This window comes from Brevibacterium sp. OS20 (assembly GCF_056837565.1).
On sequence record NZ_CM166367.1, the window covers coordinates 2,241,151 to 2,256,052 of the forward strand.

General features: G+C 65.6%; 15 protein-coding genes. All 15 read right to left on the minus strand.

Annotated elements, in window-relative coordinates:
- Window positions 1–6 precede the first annotated feature (6 nt).
- Window positions 7–1,212: a methionine adenosyltransferase gene (gene metK, locus ACVZTU_RS10095; RefSeq protein ID WP_482400330.1), complete on the minus strand. Its 1,206-nt coding sequence runs from the start codon at window positions 1,210–1,212 to the stop codon at window positions 7–9.
- On the minus strand, window positions 1,209–2,489 hold the full coding sequence (gene coaBC / locus ACVZTU_RS10100; protein ID WP_482400331.1) for a bifunctional phosphopantothenoylcysteine decarboxylase/phosphopantothenate--cysteine ligase CoaBC: 1,281 nt from the start codon (window positions 2,487–2,489) through the stop codon (window positions 1,209–1,211). Before coaBC ends, metK begins: the two co-directional genes overlap by 4 nt.
- On the minus strand, window positions 2,486–2,833 hold the full coding sequence (gene rpoZ / locus ACVZTU_RS10105) for a DNA-directed RNA polymerase subunit omega (RefSeq protein WP_025777823.1): 348 nt from the start codon (window positions 2,831–2,833) through the stop codon (window positions 2,486–2,488). The genes coaBC and rpoZ overlap by 4 nt, the downstream gene beginning before the upstream one ends.
- A complete protein-coding gene (gene gmk, locus ACVZTU_RS10110) occupies window positions 2,834–3,397 on the minus strand; it encodes a guanylate kinase (protein WP_482400332.1) in 564 nt (187 codons plus the stop codon).
- 19 nt (window positions 3,398–3,416) lie between these two features.
- A complete protein-coding gene (gene mihF, locus ACVZTU_RS10115; RefSeq protein WP_025777825.1) occupies window positions 3,417–3,728 on the minus strand; it encodes an integration host factor, actinobacterial type in 312 nt (103 codons plus the stop codon).
- Window positions 3,729–3,903: 175 nt separating this feature from the next.
- Window positions 3,904–4,749 carry an orotidine-5'-phosphate decarboxylase gene (gene pyrF, locus ACVZTU_RS10120; protein ID WP_482401749.1) on the minus strand — a complete coding sequence of 282 codons (846 nt, stop codon included), beginning with the start codon at window positions 4,747–4,749 and terminating at the stop codon, window positions 3,904–3,906.
- Complete coding sequence (carB, locus tag ACVZTU_RS10125; RefSeq protein WP_446657473.1) at window positions 4,749–8,024, minus strand: carbamoyl-phosphate synthase large subunit; 3,276 nt, start codon at window positions 8,022–8,024, stop codon at window positions 4,749–4,751. The genes pyrF and carB overlap by 1 nt, the downstream gene beginning before the upstream one ends.
- A 12-nt stretch (window positions 8,025–8,036) precedes the next feature.
- On the minus strand, window positions 8,037–9,197 hold the full coding sequence (carA, locus tag ACVZTU_RS10130) for a glutamine-hydrolyzing carbamoyl-phosphate synthase small subunit (protein ID WP_139467331.1): 1,161 nt from the start codon (window positions 9,195–9,197) through the stop codon (window positions 8,037–8,039).
- A complete protein-coding gene (locus tag ACVZTU_RS10135) occupies window positions 9,194–9,688 on the minus strand; it encodes a PH-like domain-containing protein (protein ID WP_139467332.1) in 495 nt (164 codons plus the stop codon). Before ACVZTU_RS10135 ends, carA begins: the two co-directional genes overlap by 4 nt.
- Complete coding sequence (locus tag ACVZTU_RS10140; RefSeq protein WP_139467333.1) at window positions 9,673–10,986, minus strand: dihydroorotase; 1,314 nt, start codon at window positions 10,984–10,986, stop codon at window positions 9,673–9,675. The genes ACVZTU_RS10135 and ACVZTU_RS10140 overlap by 16 nt, the downstream gene beginning before the upstream one ends.
- Entirely contained in the window at window positions 10,979–11,959 is a 981-nt protein-coding gene (locus tag ACVZTU_RS10145; RefSeq protein WP_139467334.1) for an aspartate carbamoyltransferase catalytic subunit, read from the minus strand. Before ACVZTU_RS10145 ends, ACVZTU_RS10140 begins: the two co-directional genes overlap by 8 nt.
- Entirely contained in the window at window positions 11,956–12,507 is a 552-nt protein-coding gene (pyrR, locus tag ACVZTU_RS10150; protein WP_139467335.1) for a bifunctional pyr operon transcriptional regulator/uracil phosphoribosyltransferase PyrR, read from the minus strand. The genes ACVZTU_RS10145 and pyrR overlap by 4 nt, the downstream gene beginning before the upstream one ends.
- A 110-nt stretch (window positions 12,508–12,617) precedes the next feature.
- Entirely contained in the window at window positions 12,618–13,028 is a 411-nt protein-coding gene (nusB, locus tag ACVZTU_RS10155) for a transcription antitermination factor NusB (protein ID WP_139467336.1), read from the minus strand.
- Window positions 13,029–13,589 carry an elongation factor P gene (efp, locus tag ACVZTU_RS10160; protein ID WP_025777834.1) on the minus strand — a complete coding sequence of 187 codons (561 nt, stop codon included), beginning with the start codon at window positions 13,587–13,589 and terminating at the stop codon, window positions 13,029–13,031. It abuts the gene before it with no gap.
- Window positions 13,590–13,736: 147 nt separating this feature from the next.
- On the minus strand, window positions 13,737–14,858 hold the full coding sequence (gene aroB, locus ACVZTU_RS10165) for a 3-dehydroquinate synthase (RefSeq protein ID WP_264801811.1): 1,122 nt from the start codon (window positions 14,856–14,858) through the stop codon (window positions 13,737–13,739).
- Window positions 14,859–14,902: the final 44 nt, after the last annotated feature.

A 14,902-nucleotide genomic window follows, 5' to 3' on the forward strand; every position in this document is an offset into this window, starting at 1 on the left:
GGCAGACTAGCTGGAGGACACGGCGCGCAGCAGATCCTCGGCGCGGTCCGTGACCTCCCAGGTGAAATCGGGCAGCTCACGGCCGAAGTGGCCGTAGGTCGAGGTCTGCGAGTAGATCGGGCGCAGCAGGTCGAGTTCCTGGATGATCATCGCAGGGCGGAGGTCGAAGACCTCGCGGATGGCAGCCGAGATGGCCGCCGGGTCCGCCTTCTCCGTCCCGAAGGTCTCGACGTAGAGCCCCATCGGGTCGACTCGGCCGATCGCATAGGACACCTGCACCTCGGCGCGGTCGGCGAGACCGGCGGCGACGACGTTCTTCGCCACCCAGCGCATAGCGTAGGCCGCCGAACGGTCGACCTTCGAAGGGTCCTTGCCGGAGAACGCACCGCCGCCGTGACGGGAGAACCCGCCGTAGGTGTCGACGATGATCTTCCGTCCGGTCAGACCGGCATCGCCCATCGGCCCGCCCGTCACGAAGGGACCGGCGGGGTTGATGTGGATGTTCGCGCCCGAGGTGTCGAGACCGGAGTCGGCGATCACCGGATCGATGACGAGTTCCTTGATCTCCGTGTGCAGCTGAGACTGGCTGGTCTCCGCCGAGTGCTGGGTGGAGACGACGACGTTCTCGATCGACACTGCCTCATCGCCGTCATAGCCCAGCGTCAGCTGGGTCTTCCCATCGGGGCGCAGGTAGTCGAGCCGACCGGACTTGCGCACCTCGGAGAGCTCCTCAGCCATCCGGGAGGCCAGGTGGATGGGCAGCGGCATGAGCACATCGGTGGAGTTGTCGGCATAGCCGAACATCAGTCCCTGATCTCCGGCGCCGAGGCTGGTGCCCTGGTCGGAGGATTCGACGGCCTCACGGAAGTCCAGCGGATTCGTCACACCGGAGTGGATGTCCGTGGACTGGCTGCCGATGGACACGGAGACTCCGCAGGAGTGCCCGTCGAAGCCGGTGTCCGAGGAGTCGTAGCCGATTCCCGTGATGAGGCTGCGCACGATTCCGGCGACATCGGCGTAGGCAGCCGTATTCACCTCACCGGCGACGTGGACGAGGCCGGTGGTGACCATGGTCTCCACGGCCACTTTGGCGTTGGGGTCCTGCCGGAGCAGGTCGTCGAGCACCGCATCGCTGATCTGGTCGCAGATCTTGTCGGGATGTCCCTCGGTGACGGACTCGGATGAGAAGAAACGAAGATTTGTGTGTGTCACGTTGTCGATTCTACGTGGGTGATTCGGTCGGAGACGGCCGCGATGACCTTTTGTGAAACATGGTCCTTCGACCCGTGGAATTCCTCACCGACGACGATCTCGCCGCGGTCGGAGGAGATGATCTGGACCATGGTGTCATCGTGGCCGAAGGCGCGGTCGTCGGAGACGTCGTTGAAGACGAGCAGGTCGACGCCCTTGCGTTGGAACTTGGCTCGAGCGTAGTCGAGGGCTGCGGTGGCGGCGTCACCGGTCTCGGCGGCGAATCCGACGATGATCTGATGGCGGAGGCTGGTCTGACGGCTGCGCTCGTCGACGAGTCCGCGGAGGATGTCCGGGTTCTGCACGAGACGCAGAGTCAGTCCGTCGTCTCCGGACTTCTTCATCTTCGAGTCCGTGGTCTCGGCAGGTCGGTAATCGGCGACGGCAGCGGCCATGATGATGGCATCAGCCCACACCTGGGCCGAATGCATCGCCGACTGCAGCTCCAGAGTGGATTCGACCGGAGTGATCGTGATGCCCGCAGGCAGTCCCGTCAGCAGACCGGTGTCGATGTTCGCGGCGACGAGTTCGACTGATGCGCCCGCGGCATGGGCAGCCTTGGCCAGCGCGATGCCCTGTTTGCCTGAGGAGCGATTGCCGAGGAAGCGCACGGGGTCGAGTGCTTCCCGCGTGCCCCCGGCACTGATCACGATGCGACGACCGGACAGAGCACCGCTGAGGTCGGTGGGTGAGTCTGCCTGGTCGCCGGCGGTGCCGTCCTTGACCGAGAGCGCGAAGTCGACGATCTCTTCGGGTTCGGGCAGTCGTCCGGGACCGGAATCGGGGCCGGTGAGACGTCCGACAGCAGGGTCGAGGACATGGACGCCGCGGGAGCGCAGGGTCGCGATGTTGGCGACCGTGGCGGGGTTGAGCCACATCTCCGTGTGCATGGCCGGGGCCACGACCACCTCGGCGGTCGTGGTGAGCACGGAGGCGGTGAGCAGATCATCGGCTCGTCCGGCGGCGATCTTCGCGATCAGATCGGCGGTCGCCGGGGCGATGATGACGAGTTCGGCTTCCTGTCCGATGCGGACGTGATTGACGGTGTCGATCTCGTCGAAGACATCGGTGGTCACGGTCTTACCGGACAGTGCCTCGAGAGTGGGGGCACCGATGAATTTCAGTGCGTTGGCCGTTGGAACGACCTTGACGCTGTGGTCGAGCTCCCGGAGTCGCCGGATGATGTGTGCCGCTTTGTAGGCGGCGATCCCACCGGCGACGCCGAGTACGATTCTCACTGGTCGCTGAAGTCGATCGCGCCGTCGTTGCTCACAGGAGCGGTGGCTTCGGCCTCGGGTGCGGCCTGGATGAAGTCGGCTTCGGAGACCTCGCGGGCGACGATCTTCGACTCGTTGACCTCACGCAGAGCGATCGACAGAGGCTTCTCGTTGGTGCCCGGCGTGACGAGCGGACCGACGTTCTCGAGCAGTCCCTCCTGCAGCTGGGCGTAGTACGAGTTGATCTGACGGGCGCGCTTTGCCGCGATCGAGACCAGTTCGTACTTCGAACCGGTGACGTTGAGCAGATCGTCGATCGGAGGGTTGGTGATGCCTTCAGGCTGTGCGGGCAAGGAGATTCCCATCTAATCGGAAGTGGATATACCCATCAATGATAGGAGTTCTTCGGCCGCAGTGCGAACGTGGTCGTTCACAATGGTCACGTCGAACTCCGATTCGGCGGCCAATTCGCGTTTCGCGGTGGCCAGTCGTCGCTCCTGCTCCTCCACCGTTTCGGTGCCTCGACCGGTCAGTCGGGAGACGAGTTCGTCCCAGCTGGGCGGGGCGAGGAAGACGAAGCGGGCACCGGGCATCTTCTCTTTGACCTGGCGGGCTCCCTGCAGATCGATCTCCAGCAGCGCGGGAATCCCCTGTTCGAGCCTCTCCTCCACCGGGGCCGAAGGCGTGCCGTAGCGGTGTCGTCCGTGGACGACGGCGTATTCGAGCAGGCGATCCTCGGCGATGAGGGTGTCGAAGGCGTCGTCGGTGAGGAAGTGATAATGGACACCATCGATCTCACCGGGGCGCCTGGGTCGGGTCGTGGCCGACACGGAGAACCAGACCTCGGGGTGGTTCTGCCGAATATAGGTGCTGATGGTGCCTTTTCCGACGGCGGTCGGACCCGCGAGGACGGTGAGTCGATTATTCACAGATCTGAGGTTGTCACACTCAGGAATATTTCTCCAACAGGGCGGACTTCTGGTGGACGCCCAGACCTTTGATCCGACGGGAGGTGGCGATGCCGACCTCTTCCATGGCGGCTTCGGCGCGCCGGTCGCCGACTCCGGGCAGAGCTCTGAGCAGATCGAGCACACGCATCTTCGCCAGTGCTTCGTCGTCTGCTGCCTTCTTGAGCACGGCCGCGAGATCGGTATCGCCGGTCTTCAGCGCCGACTTCACTTCGGCTCGTGCCTGACGTGCCTTGAACGCTTTGTCCAACGCAGCGGAACGCTGTTGCGGGGTCAACGGTTCGAGTGCCACTTTGTCTCCTCTGTCACCATGAACGGGCAGGTAGGGAAGTTGTCTCAGTCTAAGACAAAATCCCTGCCGAGAGGCGATATGAGCAGAAATTTGTGGTGTGGCGAGCCGGAATCCGCCCTGCGACGGAACACGGAATCCGGTGTTCGGACCGCCCCCGCGATCCGAACACCGGTGTTCAGCCGGTGACCGTCAGCGCACGATTGAGCGCGGCGGCGGTTTCGGCCAGACCGTCGGGTCCGGCACCGAGCACCGCCCGGGAGGCGGTGGCGAGCACCTGTCCCGATTCCAGCGCCCGGTCGCCGAAGACCGCCCGCAGCTCGGTCAGGCCCGCACCCTGTGCACCGACGCCCGGAGCGAGGATCGGTCCCCCGCAGTCACTGGGATCGAAACCCAGATCGCGCGCTGCGGTGCCGATGGTCGCGCCGACGACGAGTCCGAAGGGACCGAGCTCGTCGGGTGTCCCCAGTGCCTGAGCATTGCGCTGCCGGACTCGGGACACGATCGATCCGGCCACCGATTCGCTGTCTCTCACGGCATGCTGGACTTCTGCCCCTTCCGGGTTCGAGGTCAGTGCCAGGACGAACACGCCCTTGCCGTGAGCGGCAGCGAGTTCGAAGGCCGGCTCCAGGGCGCCGAATCCGAGGTACGGCGAGACCGTGATCGAGTCCGCGGCCAGCGCCGAGGCGGGGTCGAGGTAGGCCTTCGCGTAGGCACCCATGGTCGACCCGATATCACCGCGTTTGATGTCGAGGACGGTGAGCAGTCCGGCATCCCGGGCCGCGGCCAGTGTCTCTTCGAGAGCAGCGACTCCGGCGGAGCCGTACTGTTCGAAGAACGCAGACTGCGGTTTGACGGCGGCCACCGAGCCCTTGAGCTCGGAGACCGTGCGGAGGGCGAACTCCCGTACGCCTGCGGCGCTGGCGGGCAGCCCCCAGGAGGCGAGAAGATGCTCGTGCGGGTCGATGCCCACACACAGCGGCCCGCGCTCGTCCATGGCGGCTGCCAGTCGGGTGCCGAACATCAGGCGTTCCAATCCTGCAGGCTGCGCACGTCGAACTTCGAGTCGCGGATGACCTCGAGAGAGGTCACGGCGGCGGCGAATTCGGCCAGCGTCGTGATCAGCGGCACGGAGTTCGCGGTCGCCGCGGCTCGGATCTCATAGCCGTCGGCGCGTTCCTGCCGACCCGACGGCACGTTGATGACCATGTCGATGGTGCCCGCGGTGAGGTAGTCGATGACCGTGCGGTCTTCGGCATCGGCCTCGAAGTGCTTGTGCACCTGTGTGGTCTTGATTCCGTAGCGGGAGAGCACGGCCGCGGTGCCGGTGGTCGCGACGACGTCGAAGCCCATGTCGACGAGCTCCTTGACCGGCAGCACCATGGCGCGCTTGTCCCGATCGGCCACCGACACGAACACGGTGCCCGAGGTCGGCAGCTTCACAGATGCCCCGAGCAGTCCCTTCGCGAAGGCGGTCGGGAAGTTGTGGTCGATGCCCATGACCTCACCGGTCGAGCGCATCTCGGGACCGAGGATCGAGTCGACGATCTTGCCTTCGACGGTGGTGAACCGTCGGAACGGCAGGACTGCCTCCTTGACGGCGATCGGATGGTCGAGCGGCAGGGTCGAGCCGTCGCCGGCCGCTGCCAGCAGATCTCCGCGCAGATCCTCGATCGTGCGGCCCACGGCGATGAGCGCCGCGGCCTTGGCCAGCTGGGTCGAGGTCGCCTTCGAGACGAAGGGCACGGTCCGCGAAGCCCGCGGGTTGGCTTCGATGACGTGGAGGACATCCGCGGCGATGGCGAACTGGATGTTGAGCAGTCCGCGTACGCCCACACCTTCGGCGATGGCCTTCGTGCCCTGGCGGACGCGCTCGAGCACGTCCTCACCCAGAGTCAGCGAGGGCAGTACGCAGGCGGAGTCACCGGAGTGGATTCCGGCCTCCTCGATGTGCTCCATGATTCCGCCGATGTAGACCTCGTTGCCGTCGTAGAGGGCGTCGACGTCGATCTCGATGGCGTCTTCGAGGAACCGGTCGACGAGGACCGGACGGTCGGTCGAGATCTCCGTGGCGCTGGCCATATAGTCGAGCAGCTGGGTGCGATCGTAGACGATCTGCATTCCGCGTCCGCCGAGGACATAGGAGGGCCGCACGAGCACCGGGTAGCCGATGTTCTCCGCGATCGCTGCGGCTTCCGCTGCGGTCACTGCGGTGCCGTGCTTGGGGGCAGTGAGACCGGCCCTCTCCAGCACGGCTCCGAACTCTCCGCGGTCCTCGGCCAGATCGATGGCTTCGGGCTGGGTGCCGAGCACCGGCACACCCGCGGCCTTGAGCTTGTCGGCCAGGCCCAGCGGGGTCTGTCCACCGAGAGTGCACACGACGCCGAGGACCTCGCCGGCGGCGAGTTCGGCGTGGTAGACCTCCATGACGTCTTCGAACGTCAGGGGTTCGAAGTACAGGCGATCGGCGGTGTCGTAGTCCGTCGACACGGTCTCCGGGTTGCAGTTGACCATGATCGTCTCGTAGTCGGCCGACCCGATCGCCATGGTCGCGTGCACGCACGAGTAGTCGAACTCGATGCCCTGGCCGATGCGGTTCGGTCCCGAGCCGAGGATGATCACTGCCGGGCGTTCGCGCGGCATGACCTCGGTCTCGGAGTCGTAGCTCGAGTAGTGGTAGGGAGTCTTCGCTTCGAATTCTCCGGCGCAGGTGTCGACCGTCTTGAACACCGGGCGCACGCGCAGTGCATGGCGGATGCCGGTGACGACGCTCGTGTCGAGGCTGCGCAGTCCCGCGATCTGCTCGTCGGAGAAACCGTGGTTCTTCGCGACCCGCAGGACCTGCTCGTCGAGTTCGTCGGCGTCGCGGACATAGGCGGCCACCTCGTTGATGAGCTGGATCTGGTCGAGGTACCAGGGATCGATCTCGCAGGCGTCGAAGACCTCTTCGGCGCTCAGGCCGGCGGCGAGTCCGCGCTGGACCGAGTGGATGCGGTCGGCAGTGGCGTGCGAGATCGCTTCGAGGACGGATTCGCGGACGTCGTCGTCGGAGACGTCGGGCAGGTCGGTCCAGCTGAACGCGGAGTCCTTCTGCTCGAGTGAACGCATCGCCTTCTGCAGCGCGGTGGTGAAGTTGCGCCCCAGGGCCATGACCTCGCCGACGGATTTCATCGTCGTCGTCAGGGTCGGATCCGCGGCCGGGAACTTCTCGAAGGTGAAGCGCGGGATCTTCACGACCACATAGTCCAGGGTCGGTTCGAAGCTGGCCGGAGTGACCTTCGTGATGTCGTTGGGGATCTCGTCGAGCGAGTAGCCGACGGCGAGCTTCGCGGCCATCTTCGCGATCGGGAAGCCGGTGGCCTTCGATGCCAGCGCCGAAGACCGGGAGACGCGTGGGTTCATCTCGATGGTGATGATGCGTCCGGTCTTGGGGTCGACGGCGAACTGGATGTTGCAGCCGCCGGTGTCCACGCCGACGGCCCGGATGATGGCGATGCCGATATCGCGCATCGACTGGTATTCCCGGTCGGTCAGCGTCAGGGCCGGGGCCACTGTGATCGAGTCACCGGTGTGCACGCCGACGGGGTCGACGTTTTCGATCGAGCACACGACGACGACGTTGTCCTTGTTGTCGCGCATGAGCTCGAGCTCGTATTCCTTCCACCCGAGGATCGATTCCTCGAGCAGCACCTCGTGGGTGATGGAATCGGACAGGCCGGCGCCGGCGATGCGGCGCAGATCGGCTTCGTCATAGGCCATACCCGAGCCGAGGCCGCCCATGGTGAACGAGGGGCGGACGACGACCGGGTAGTTGAGCTCCTCGGCGGCGGCAAGGGCTTCGTCGAGGGTGTGGCAGATGGCGGATCTGGCCACTTCGGCGCCGCAGGCCTCGGCGATGTCTTTGAACTTCTGGCGGTCCTCGCCGCGCTGGATGGCGTCGACGTCGGCACCGATGAGTTCGACGCCGTACTTCTCGAGCACTCCGGCGTCGTGGAGGGCGATGGCCGCGTTGAGTGCGGTCTGTCCGCCCAGGGTGGGCAGGAGCGCGTCGGGGCGTTCCTTCTCGATGATCGTCTCGATGACGTCCGGATCGATCGGTTCGACGTAGGTGGCGTCGGCGATGTCCGGGTCGGTCATGATCGTCGCCGGGTTCGAATTGATGAGGATGACGCGCAGGCCCTCGGAGCGCAGCACGCGGCAGGCCTGGGTGCCGGAGTAGTCGAATTCGCAGGCCTGGCCGATGACGATGGGGCCGGAGCCGATGACGAGGACGGATTTGAGGTCGTGTCTCAATGGCATTGGGGGTTCTCCTTAGGCCTGGGCAGCCGAATCGGCCTGGGAAGCGGACATGAGGTCGACGAAGCGATCGAACAGGTAGCTCGAATCGTGCGGGCCGGCCGCAGCCTCGGGGTGGAATTGGACGGAGAAGGCGGGAATGTCGAGGCAGGCGAGTCCCTCGACGACGTCGTCGTTGAGGCACACATGGGAGACGGTCACCCGGCCGTAGTCGGCCTTGTGCGGGGCGGTGGTCTCGCCTGTCAGCGGAGCGTCGACGGCGAAGCCGTGGTTCTGCGAGGTGATCTCGACCTTCTCCGTGGTCCGGTCCATCACGGGCACGTTGATCCCGCGGTGGCCGAAGGGCAGCTTATAGGTGCCGAAGCCCAGGGCCCGACCGAGCAGCTGGTTGCCGAAGCAGATGCCGAAGAACGGGATTCGGGCGTCGAGCACGGCGCGCAGCAGTTCGACCTGGTCGTCTGCGGTGGCGGGGTCGCCGGGGCCGTTCGAGAAGAAGACTCCGTCGACGCCCAGGGCCCGGATCTCGTCGAAGCTGATCGTCGACGGCAGCAGGTGCACGTCGATTCCGCGTTCGCTCAGTCGTTCGGGGGTCATCGATTTGATGCCGAGGTCGACGGCGGCGACGCTGAAGCGCTTCTCCCCGCGGGCGGGGATGAGTCGGGGTTCGGTGATCGAGACCTCGTCGACGAGGTTGGCTCCGGCCATCTGCGGAGACGCCTGGACACGGGCGAGGAGTTCGGATTCGGGCGCCTCGGCGGCGGGTCCGGAGAAGATGCCCACGCGCATGGCTCCCTTGTCGCGCAGGTGGCGGGTCAGGGCTCGGGTGTCGACGTCGGAGATGCCGACGATCCCGGACTCGGTCAACCAGTCGGCCAGGTCGCCTTCGGAGCGCCAGTTCGATGAGATCCGGGAGGCATCGCGGACGACGTAGCCGGCGGCCCAGATCTGGGCGGATTCGTCATCGGTGCGGTTGACTCCGGTGTTGCCGATGTGCGGAGCGGCCTGGATGATGATCTGTCGGTGGTAGGACGGGTCTGTCAGCGTCTCCTGGTAGCCGGACATGGCGGTGACGAACACGGCTTCACCGGTGGTTTCGCCGATGTGTCCGTAGGCGGATCCGTGGAAGGTCCGGCCGTCTTCGAGGACGAGGACGGCGGGGGTGGTGGAAAAGCTCATTGTGCCTCTTCGATCATTTCGCGGATGCGGTCGACGGTGGGGGTGGTGGATGCGGCGTAGCGGGCGCGGAAGCCCGTGTCGACGAGGGTGTCGCCCAGGTGCCAGGTGATGCGGATGATGCCTCCGCGTTCGACGAATTTCCCGATCATCCCGTTCGTGGTGTCCACGGAGACGATGTCGCGGCGCGGGATGAGGAAGTCCTCGCGTCCGGCAAGGTCCATGATCACTCCCCCGTCGGTGACGACGAGTTCCCCGGTGGTGCGGATGCCCAGGCCGTGGACGGCGACGCGTTCGAGCGGATGGCCGGCCTTCGTCGTCGACACATAGGAGCCTTCGACCGGCTCGCCCACGGCCTTGATGCCCATATGGGGCTTCGGCGGGGTGACGACCTCTGACTGGGCCCGTTTGCGTCGGCTCCATCCCCAGGCGATCGCGACGATCACGAGGAGGATGACTGCCGCGACGATGAGTGTGCCTATTGTTGTGTCCATGTTGCTCCTGCCGGGTGGGGTGTGGTGAGTGCCCCTGCGGCCAAGACCCGGTGGCCGTAGAAGAAAGTGTCGGTGACCTGCGCGGTGACTTCGACGCCGGCGAAGGGGTTGTTGCGTCCCTTTGTGGCGTGGTCGGCGGGTTCGATGCGGTGCGGTGCTGCCGGGTCGACGAGGACGATGTTCGCACTCGCTCCGAGCTCGAGGCTGCCGTGCCCGGAGGCTCCGGTGATCCGGGCCGGAGCCGAGGACATCACGCGCGCCACATCGCCGAAGTCGAAGTCGTGGTCGGCCATGGCGGCGACGACGATCGACAGGGCGGATTCCATGCCGACCATGCCCATGGCCGCTGCGGTCCATTCGCTGCACTTGTGTTCGGCGGTGTGCGGGGCGTGGTCGGTGCCGACGACGTCGATCGTGCCGTCTGCCAGTGCAGCCCGGAGTGCCTGCACGTCGCGGTCGGTGCGCAGCGGCGGGTTGACCTTGTAGACGGGGTCGAACGTGCGCACGAGTTCGTCGGTGAGCATGAGATGGTGCGGTGTGACCTCGGCGGTCACGGCAATCCCCCGTGCCTTGGCCCAGCGGATGAGGTCGACGCTGCCGGCCGTGGAGACGTGGCAGATGTGCAGCCGGGATCCGACGTGTTCGGCCAGGAGCACATCGCGGGCGATGATCGACTCCTCGGCGACGGCTGGCCAGCCGGGCAGTCCGAGTTCGGCCGAGACCGTTCCCTCGTTCATCTGTGCGCCTTCGGTCAGGCGTGGTTCCTGTGCGTGCTGGGCGATGATCCCGTCGAAGGTCTTGACGTATTCGAGGGCGCGGCGCATGAGCAGCGGATCGGAGACGCAGATTCCGTCATCGGAGAACATCCGCACGCGAGCTCCGGAGCGCGCCATGGCTCCCAGCTCGGCGAGCTGCTTTCCCTCGAGTCCGGTGGTCACGGCGCCGACGGGTACGACTTCGGTGAATCCGGCGGCGCGGCCGAGGCGGTGAACCTGTTCGACGACGCCGGCGGTGTCGGCCACGGGCGCGGTGTTCGCCATGGCGTGAACGCAGGTGAACCCTCCCGAGGCGGCTGAGCGTGATCCGGTGAGCACGGTCTCGGCGTCTTCCTTGCCGGGTTCGCGCAGGTGGGTGTGCATGTCGACGAGTCCCGGCAGGGCCACGAGTCCTGCGGCGTCGACTGTTTCATAGTCGCTTGTGCTCAGCAGTTCGGGGTCGACGATGCGACCGTCCTGGATCGCGATATCGGCGACTCCGCGTCCGAGCACATCGGCACCGCGGATGAGGTAATCAGTCATTGGTCTCCTCCTGACCGGTCAGCAGACGGTAGAGGACCGCCATGCGCACGCTCACTCCGTTCTCGACTTGGTCGAGGACGAGGGCGCGGGGTGAGTCCGCTGCGGCAGCGGAGATTTCGAAGCCGCGGTTCATGGGCCCTGGGTGCATGATGAAGCTCGTCTCCGGCAGTTTGGCCAGACGAGCCGCGCTCAGTCCCCACAGGCGGGCGTATTCGCGTTCGTTGGGGAAGAAGGATTCGTGCATCCGCTCGTGTTGGACGCGCAGCATCATCACGGCTGCAAAGTCCTCGGCGCTCAGCGCCGAATCGAAGTCGTAGTGGATGGTCACCGGCCAGTTCGACACTCCCCAGGGCAGCAGGGTGGGTGGTGCGATGAGGTGGACGTCCGCGCCGAGGCGGGCGAGCAGGTGGACGTTCGACCGAGCCACTCGGGAGTGCAGGATGTCTCCGACGATGGCAACCTTCGCTCCGTCGAGTCCCTGACCGCGGGGTCCCCCTTGCACCGGCCCCGAGGCGGGGACTCCGGCGAGTGCCCGACGCAGGGTGAAAGCGTCGAGGAGCGCCTGGGTGGGGTGTTCGTGGGTGCCGTCGCCGGCGTTGACGACGGGGACGTCGATCCACCCGGTATGGGCGAGGCGGTGGGCGGTGCCCGCTCCGGAATGGCGGACGACGATGGCATCGGCGCCCATCGCCGAGATCGTCTGGATCGTGTCCTGGAGGCTCTCACCCTTCGACACGGAGGAGCCCTTGGCGGAGAAGTTGAGCACATCGGCCGAGAGCCGTTTGGCTGCGGCCTCGAAGGACAGTCGGGTGCGTGTGGAGTCCTCGAAGAACAGGTTGACCACTGTGCGTCCCCGCAGCACGGGGAGCTTCTTGACCTCGCGTTCGGAGACGAGAGTCATCTCCTCGGCGATATCGAGGATGCCGATGGCGTCGTCTCGGCTCAGCGATGCGGTGTCGAGCAGATGCTTCATTCGCGGCCTCCCGAGATGCTCACGGAGTCGTCTCCGTCGATTTCGGTCAGGGAGACGTTGACGCGTTCACTGCTAGAGGTCGGAAGGTTCTTGCCGACATGGTCGGCACGGATCGGAAGGTCCCGGTGGCCGCGGTCGACGAGGACGGCGAGGCGGACCTTGGCGGGCCGACCGACATCGGCAAGGGCGTCGAGGGCGGCGCGGATGGTGCGTCCGGAGAAGAGCACATCGTCGACGAGGACGACGGTCTTCGCATCGATTCCCGCACTCGGGATGGTGGTGGGTTCGGGCGCCCGGTAGGAGCCGCCGCGCAGATCGTCACGGTACATGGTGATGTCGAGGCTGCCGGCGAGTTCGCCTGCGGTCTCGGGCCGGCCGGAGATGGAGGCGATCGCCTCGGCGAGTCGGTGGGCGAGCGGGACTCCGCGGCGCGGAATGCCCAGGAGGACGAGGTCGTCGCTGCCCTTGTTGGATTCGATGATCTCGTGTGCGATGCGGGTGATCGCCCGCGAGATATCGGGGGCGTCCAGCACTGTTCGCTGTGTCATATTTCCCCTTCTCCGCCTCTCTGGACGGTGGTTAAAGGAGTGGTTCGATTCGATTGTAAACCCGGTGGGGTGCCCACCGGCGGGCGGGTCCGGAGTGCGGACCCGCCGCCTCAGATGAGTGTCGGTTTGACGTCGAGGATGCGGGAGAGCAACCCCGAGACGAAGCCGGGAGAGTCATCTGTGGAGAACTGTCTGGCCAGGGACACTGCTTCGTCGATGGCCACTTTGTCGGGTACCTCGTCGTTGTACAGCATCTCCCAGGTCCCGATCTCCAGCAGCGACCGGTCGACGGCCGGCATCCGATCCAGGGTCCAGCCTTCTGAGTAGGTGGAGATGATCTCGTCGATCTCCGCCTGCTTCTCGGTGATGCCCTTGACGATCTCGACCGCGTATTCCTTCATCGGGTAGTCGGGATCGTTCGACCGCATGGTGACGAGTTCGTCCATGGCCAGTCGACGCTGCCCGGCTTCGAAGAGCAGCTCGAGAGCCCGGCGACGGGCTCGGGTACGTGCGGACGCCACTTACTTGACGCGACCGAGGTAGTCGCCGCTGCGGGTGTCGACCTTGACCTTCACGCCTTCTTCGAGGAACAGGGGCACCTGGATCTCGTAGCCGGTCTCGAGGGTCGCGGGCTTCGAACCACCGGTCGAACGGTCGCCCTGGAGTCCGGGTTCCGTGTGGGTGATGGTCAGTTCCACCGAGGGCGGCAGCTCGACAGAGAGCGGGGTGCCCTCGTGGAAGGAGATCTGCAGATCCTGGTTCTCGAGCATGTAGTTCGCGGCGTCGCCGACGAGCTCTGCGGAGATGTTGACCTGGTCGTAGTCCTTGGCATCCATGAACACGTAGTCGGTGCCGTCATGGTAGAGGTACTGCATATCGCGGCGGTCGACATTCGCGGTCTCGACCTTGGTGCCGGCGTTGAAGGTCTTGTCGATGATCTTGCCGGAGATGACGTTCTTCAGCTTGGTGCGGACGAAGGCCGGTCCTTTTCCGGGCTTGACGTGCTGGAATTCGAGCACCTGCCACAGCTGGTTGTCGAGGTTGAGCACAAGGCCGTTCTTCAGGTCGTTCGTTGTCGCCACTAATTCGTCCTTCTTCGGTTCAGTCCTGATCACCGAATGGTGATCGCAGTCGGCACGACGCGTCGGAGGACCCCGAGGTGCGGGGTCGACGAACGCGCCACTGGGCAAGTCTAGCAAGCCCAGCGGGACGCTTCCATCCGGGCGGGGTCAGTCGAGGCCGAGGCCGATGCCGAGGGGAACCGTCGGCGAATCCTCGCCGATCTCCTGGTAGGCGGTGAAGAGGATGGAGGCATCGGGGATCTCGACGGTGCTCGGTTCGCCGATATCACTGAGCAGCACCATCCGCAGCATCGCCCCGCGGGCCTTCTTGTCCCTCTTCATCGTGTCCAGCAGCTGCGGCCACACATCGGAACGGTAGCCCACCGGCAGTCCGAGTTTGCCGAGCAGTTCACGGTGGAGGTCGACGACTTCATAGGGCAGGCTCTTGATCATCGACGCCACCTCGGCGGCGAAGACCATGCCCACCGATACGGCGGCACCGTGACGCCACTGGTAGCGCTCCTTGTGCTCGATCGCATGGCCGAGGGTGTGGCCGTAGTTGAGTATCTCCCGGCGTCCGGACTCCTTGAAGTCTCCGGAGACGACATCGGCCTTGACCCGGATGGAACGTTCGATGAGTTCGCGCAGCACAGGGCCGTGCACATCGGCGATCTCGTCCTTCGAGTGGTTCGATACGAGATCGAGGATCGCGGGGTCGGCGATGAATCCGGTCTTGACCACCTCGGCGAGGCCGGTGAACAGTTCGTTCTCCGGCAGGGTTCCGAGCGTGTCGAGGTCGACGAGGACACCGGCGGGTGCGTGGAAGGAGCCGACGAGGTTCTTGCCTTCGGCCGTGTTGATCCCGGTCTTGCCGCCGACGGAGGCGTCGACCATGCCGAGCACGGTGGTGGGGATGTGGATGACCTTGATTCCGCGCAGCCAGGTGGCGGCGACGAATCCGCCGAGGTCGCTCACCGCTCCCCCGCCGACGGTGATGATCGCGTCGGTGCGGGTGAAGTCGGATTGGCCGAGGACCTGCCAGCAGAATGCGGCGACCTGGACGTGTTTGGCCTCTTCGGCGTCGGGGATCTCCGCGGCCACGGCCTCGAGACCGGCTGCGGCAAGGTCGTCGCGAACGGTCTCACCGGTGGTGCGCAGTGCGCGGGGGTGGATGACGAGGACCTTCTCGACGCGGTTTCCGAGCAGCTCGGGCAGTTCGCCGAGCAGTCCCTGGCCGACGAGGACGGGGTAGTTCCCGCCGGCGTCCACATTGATGCGTGTGAGGCTCATTCGTCCGTCTTCCTGATCGTTCATCGTCTTCTCTCAAGGCTCGG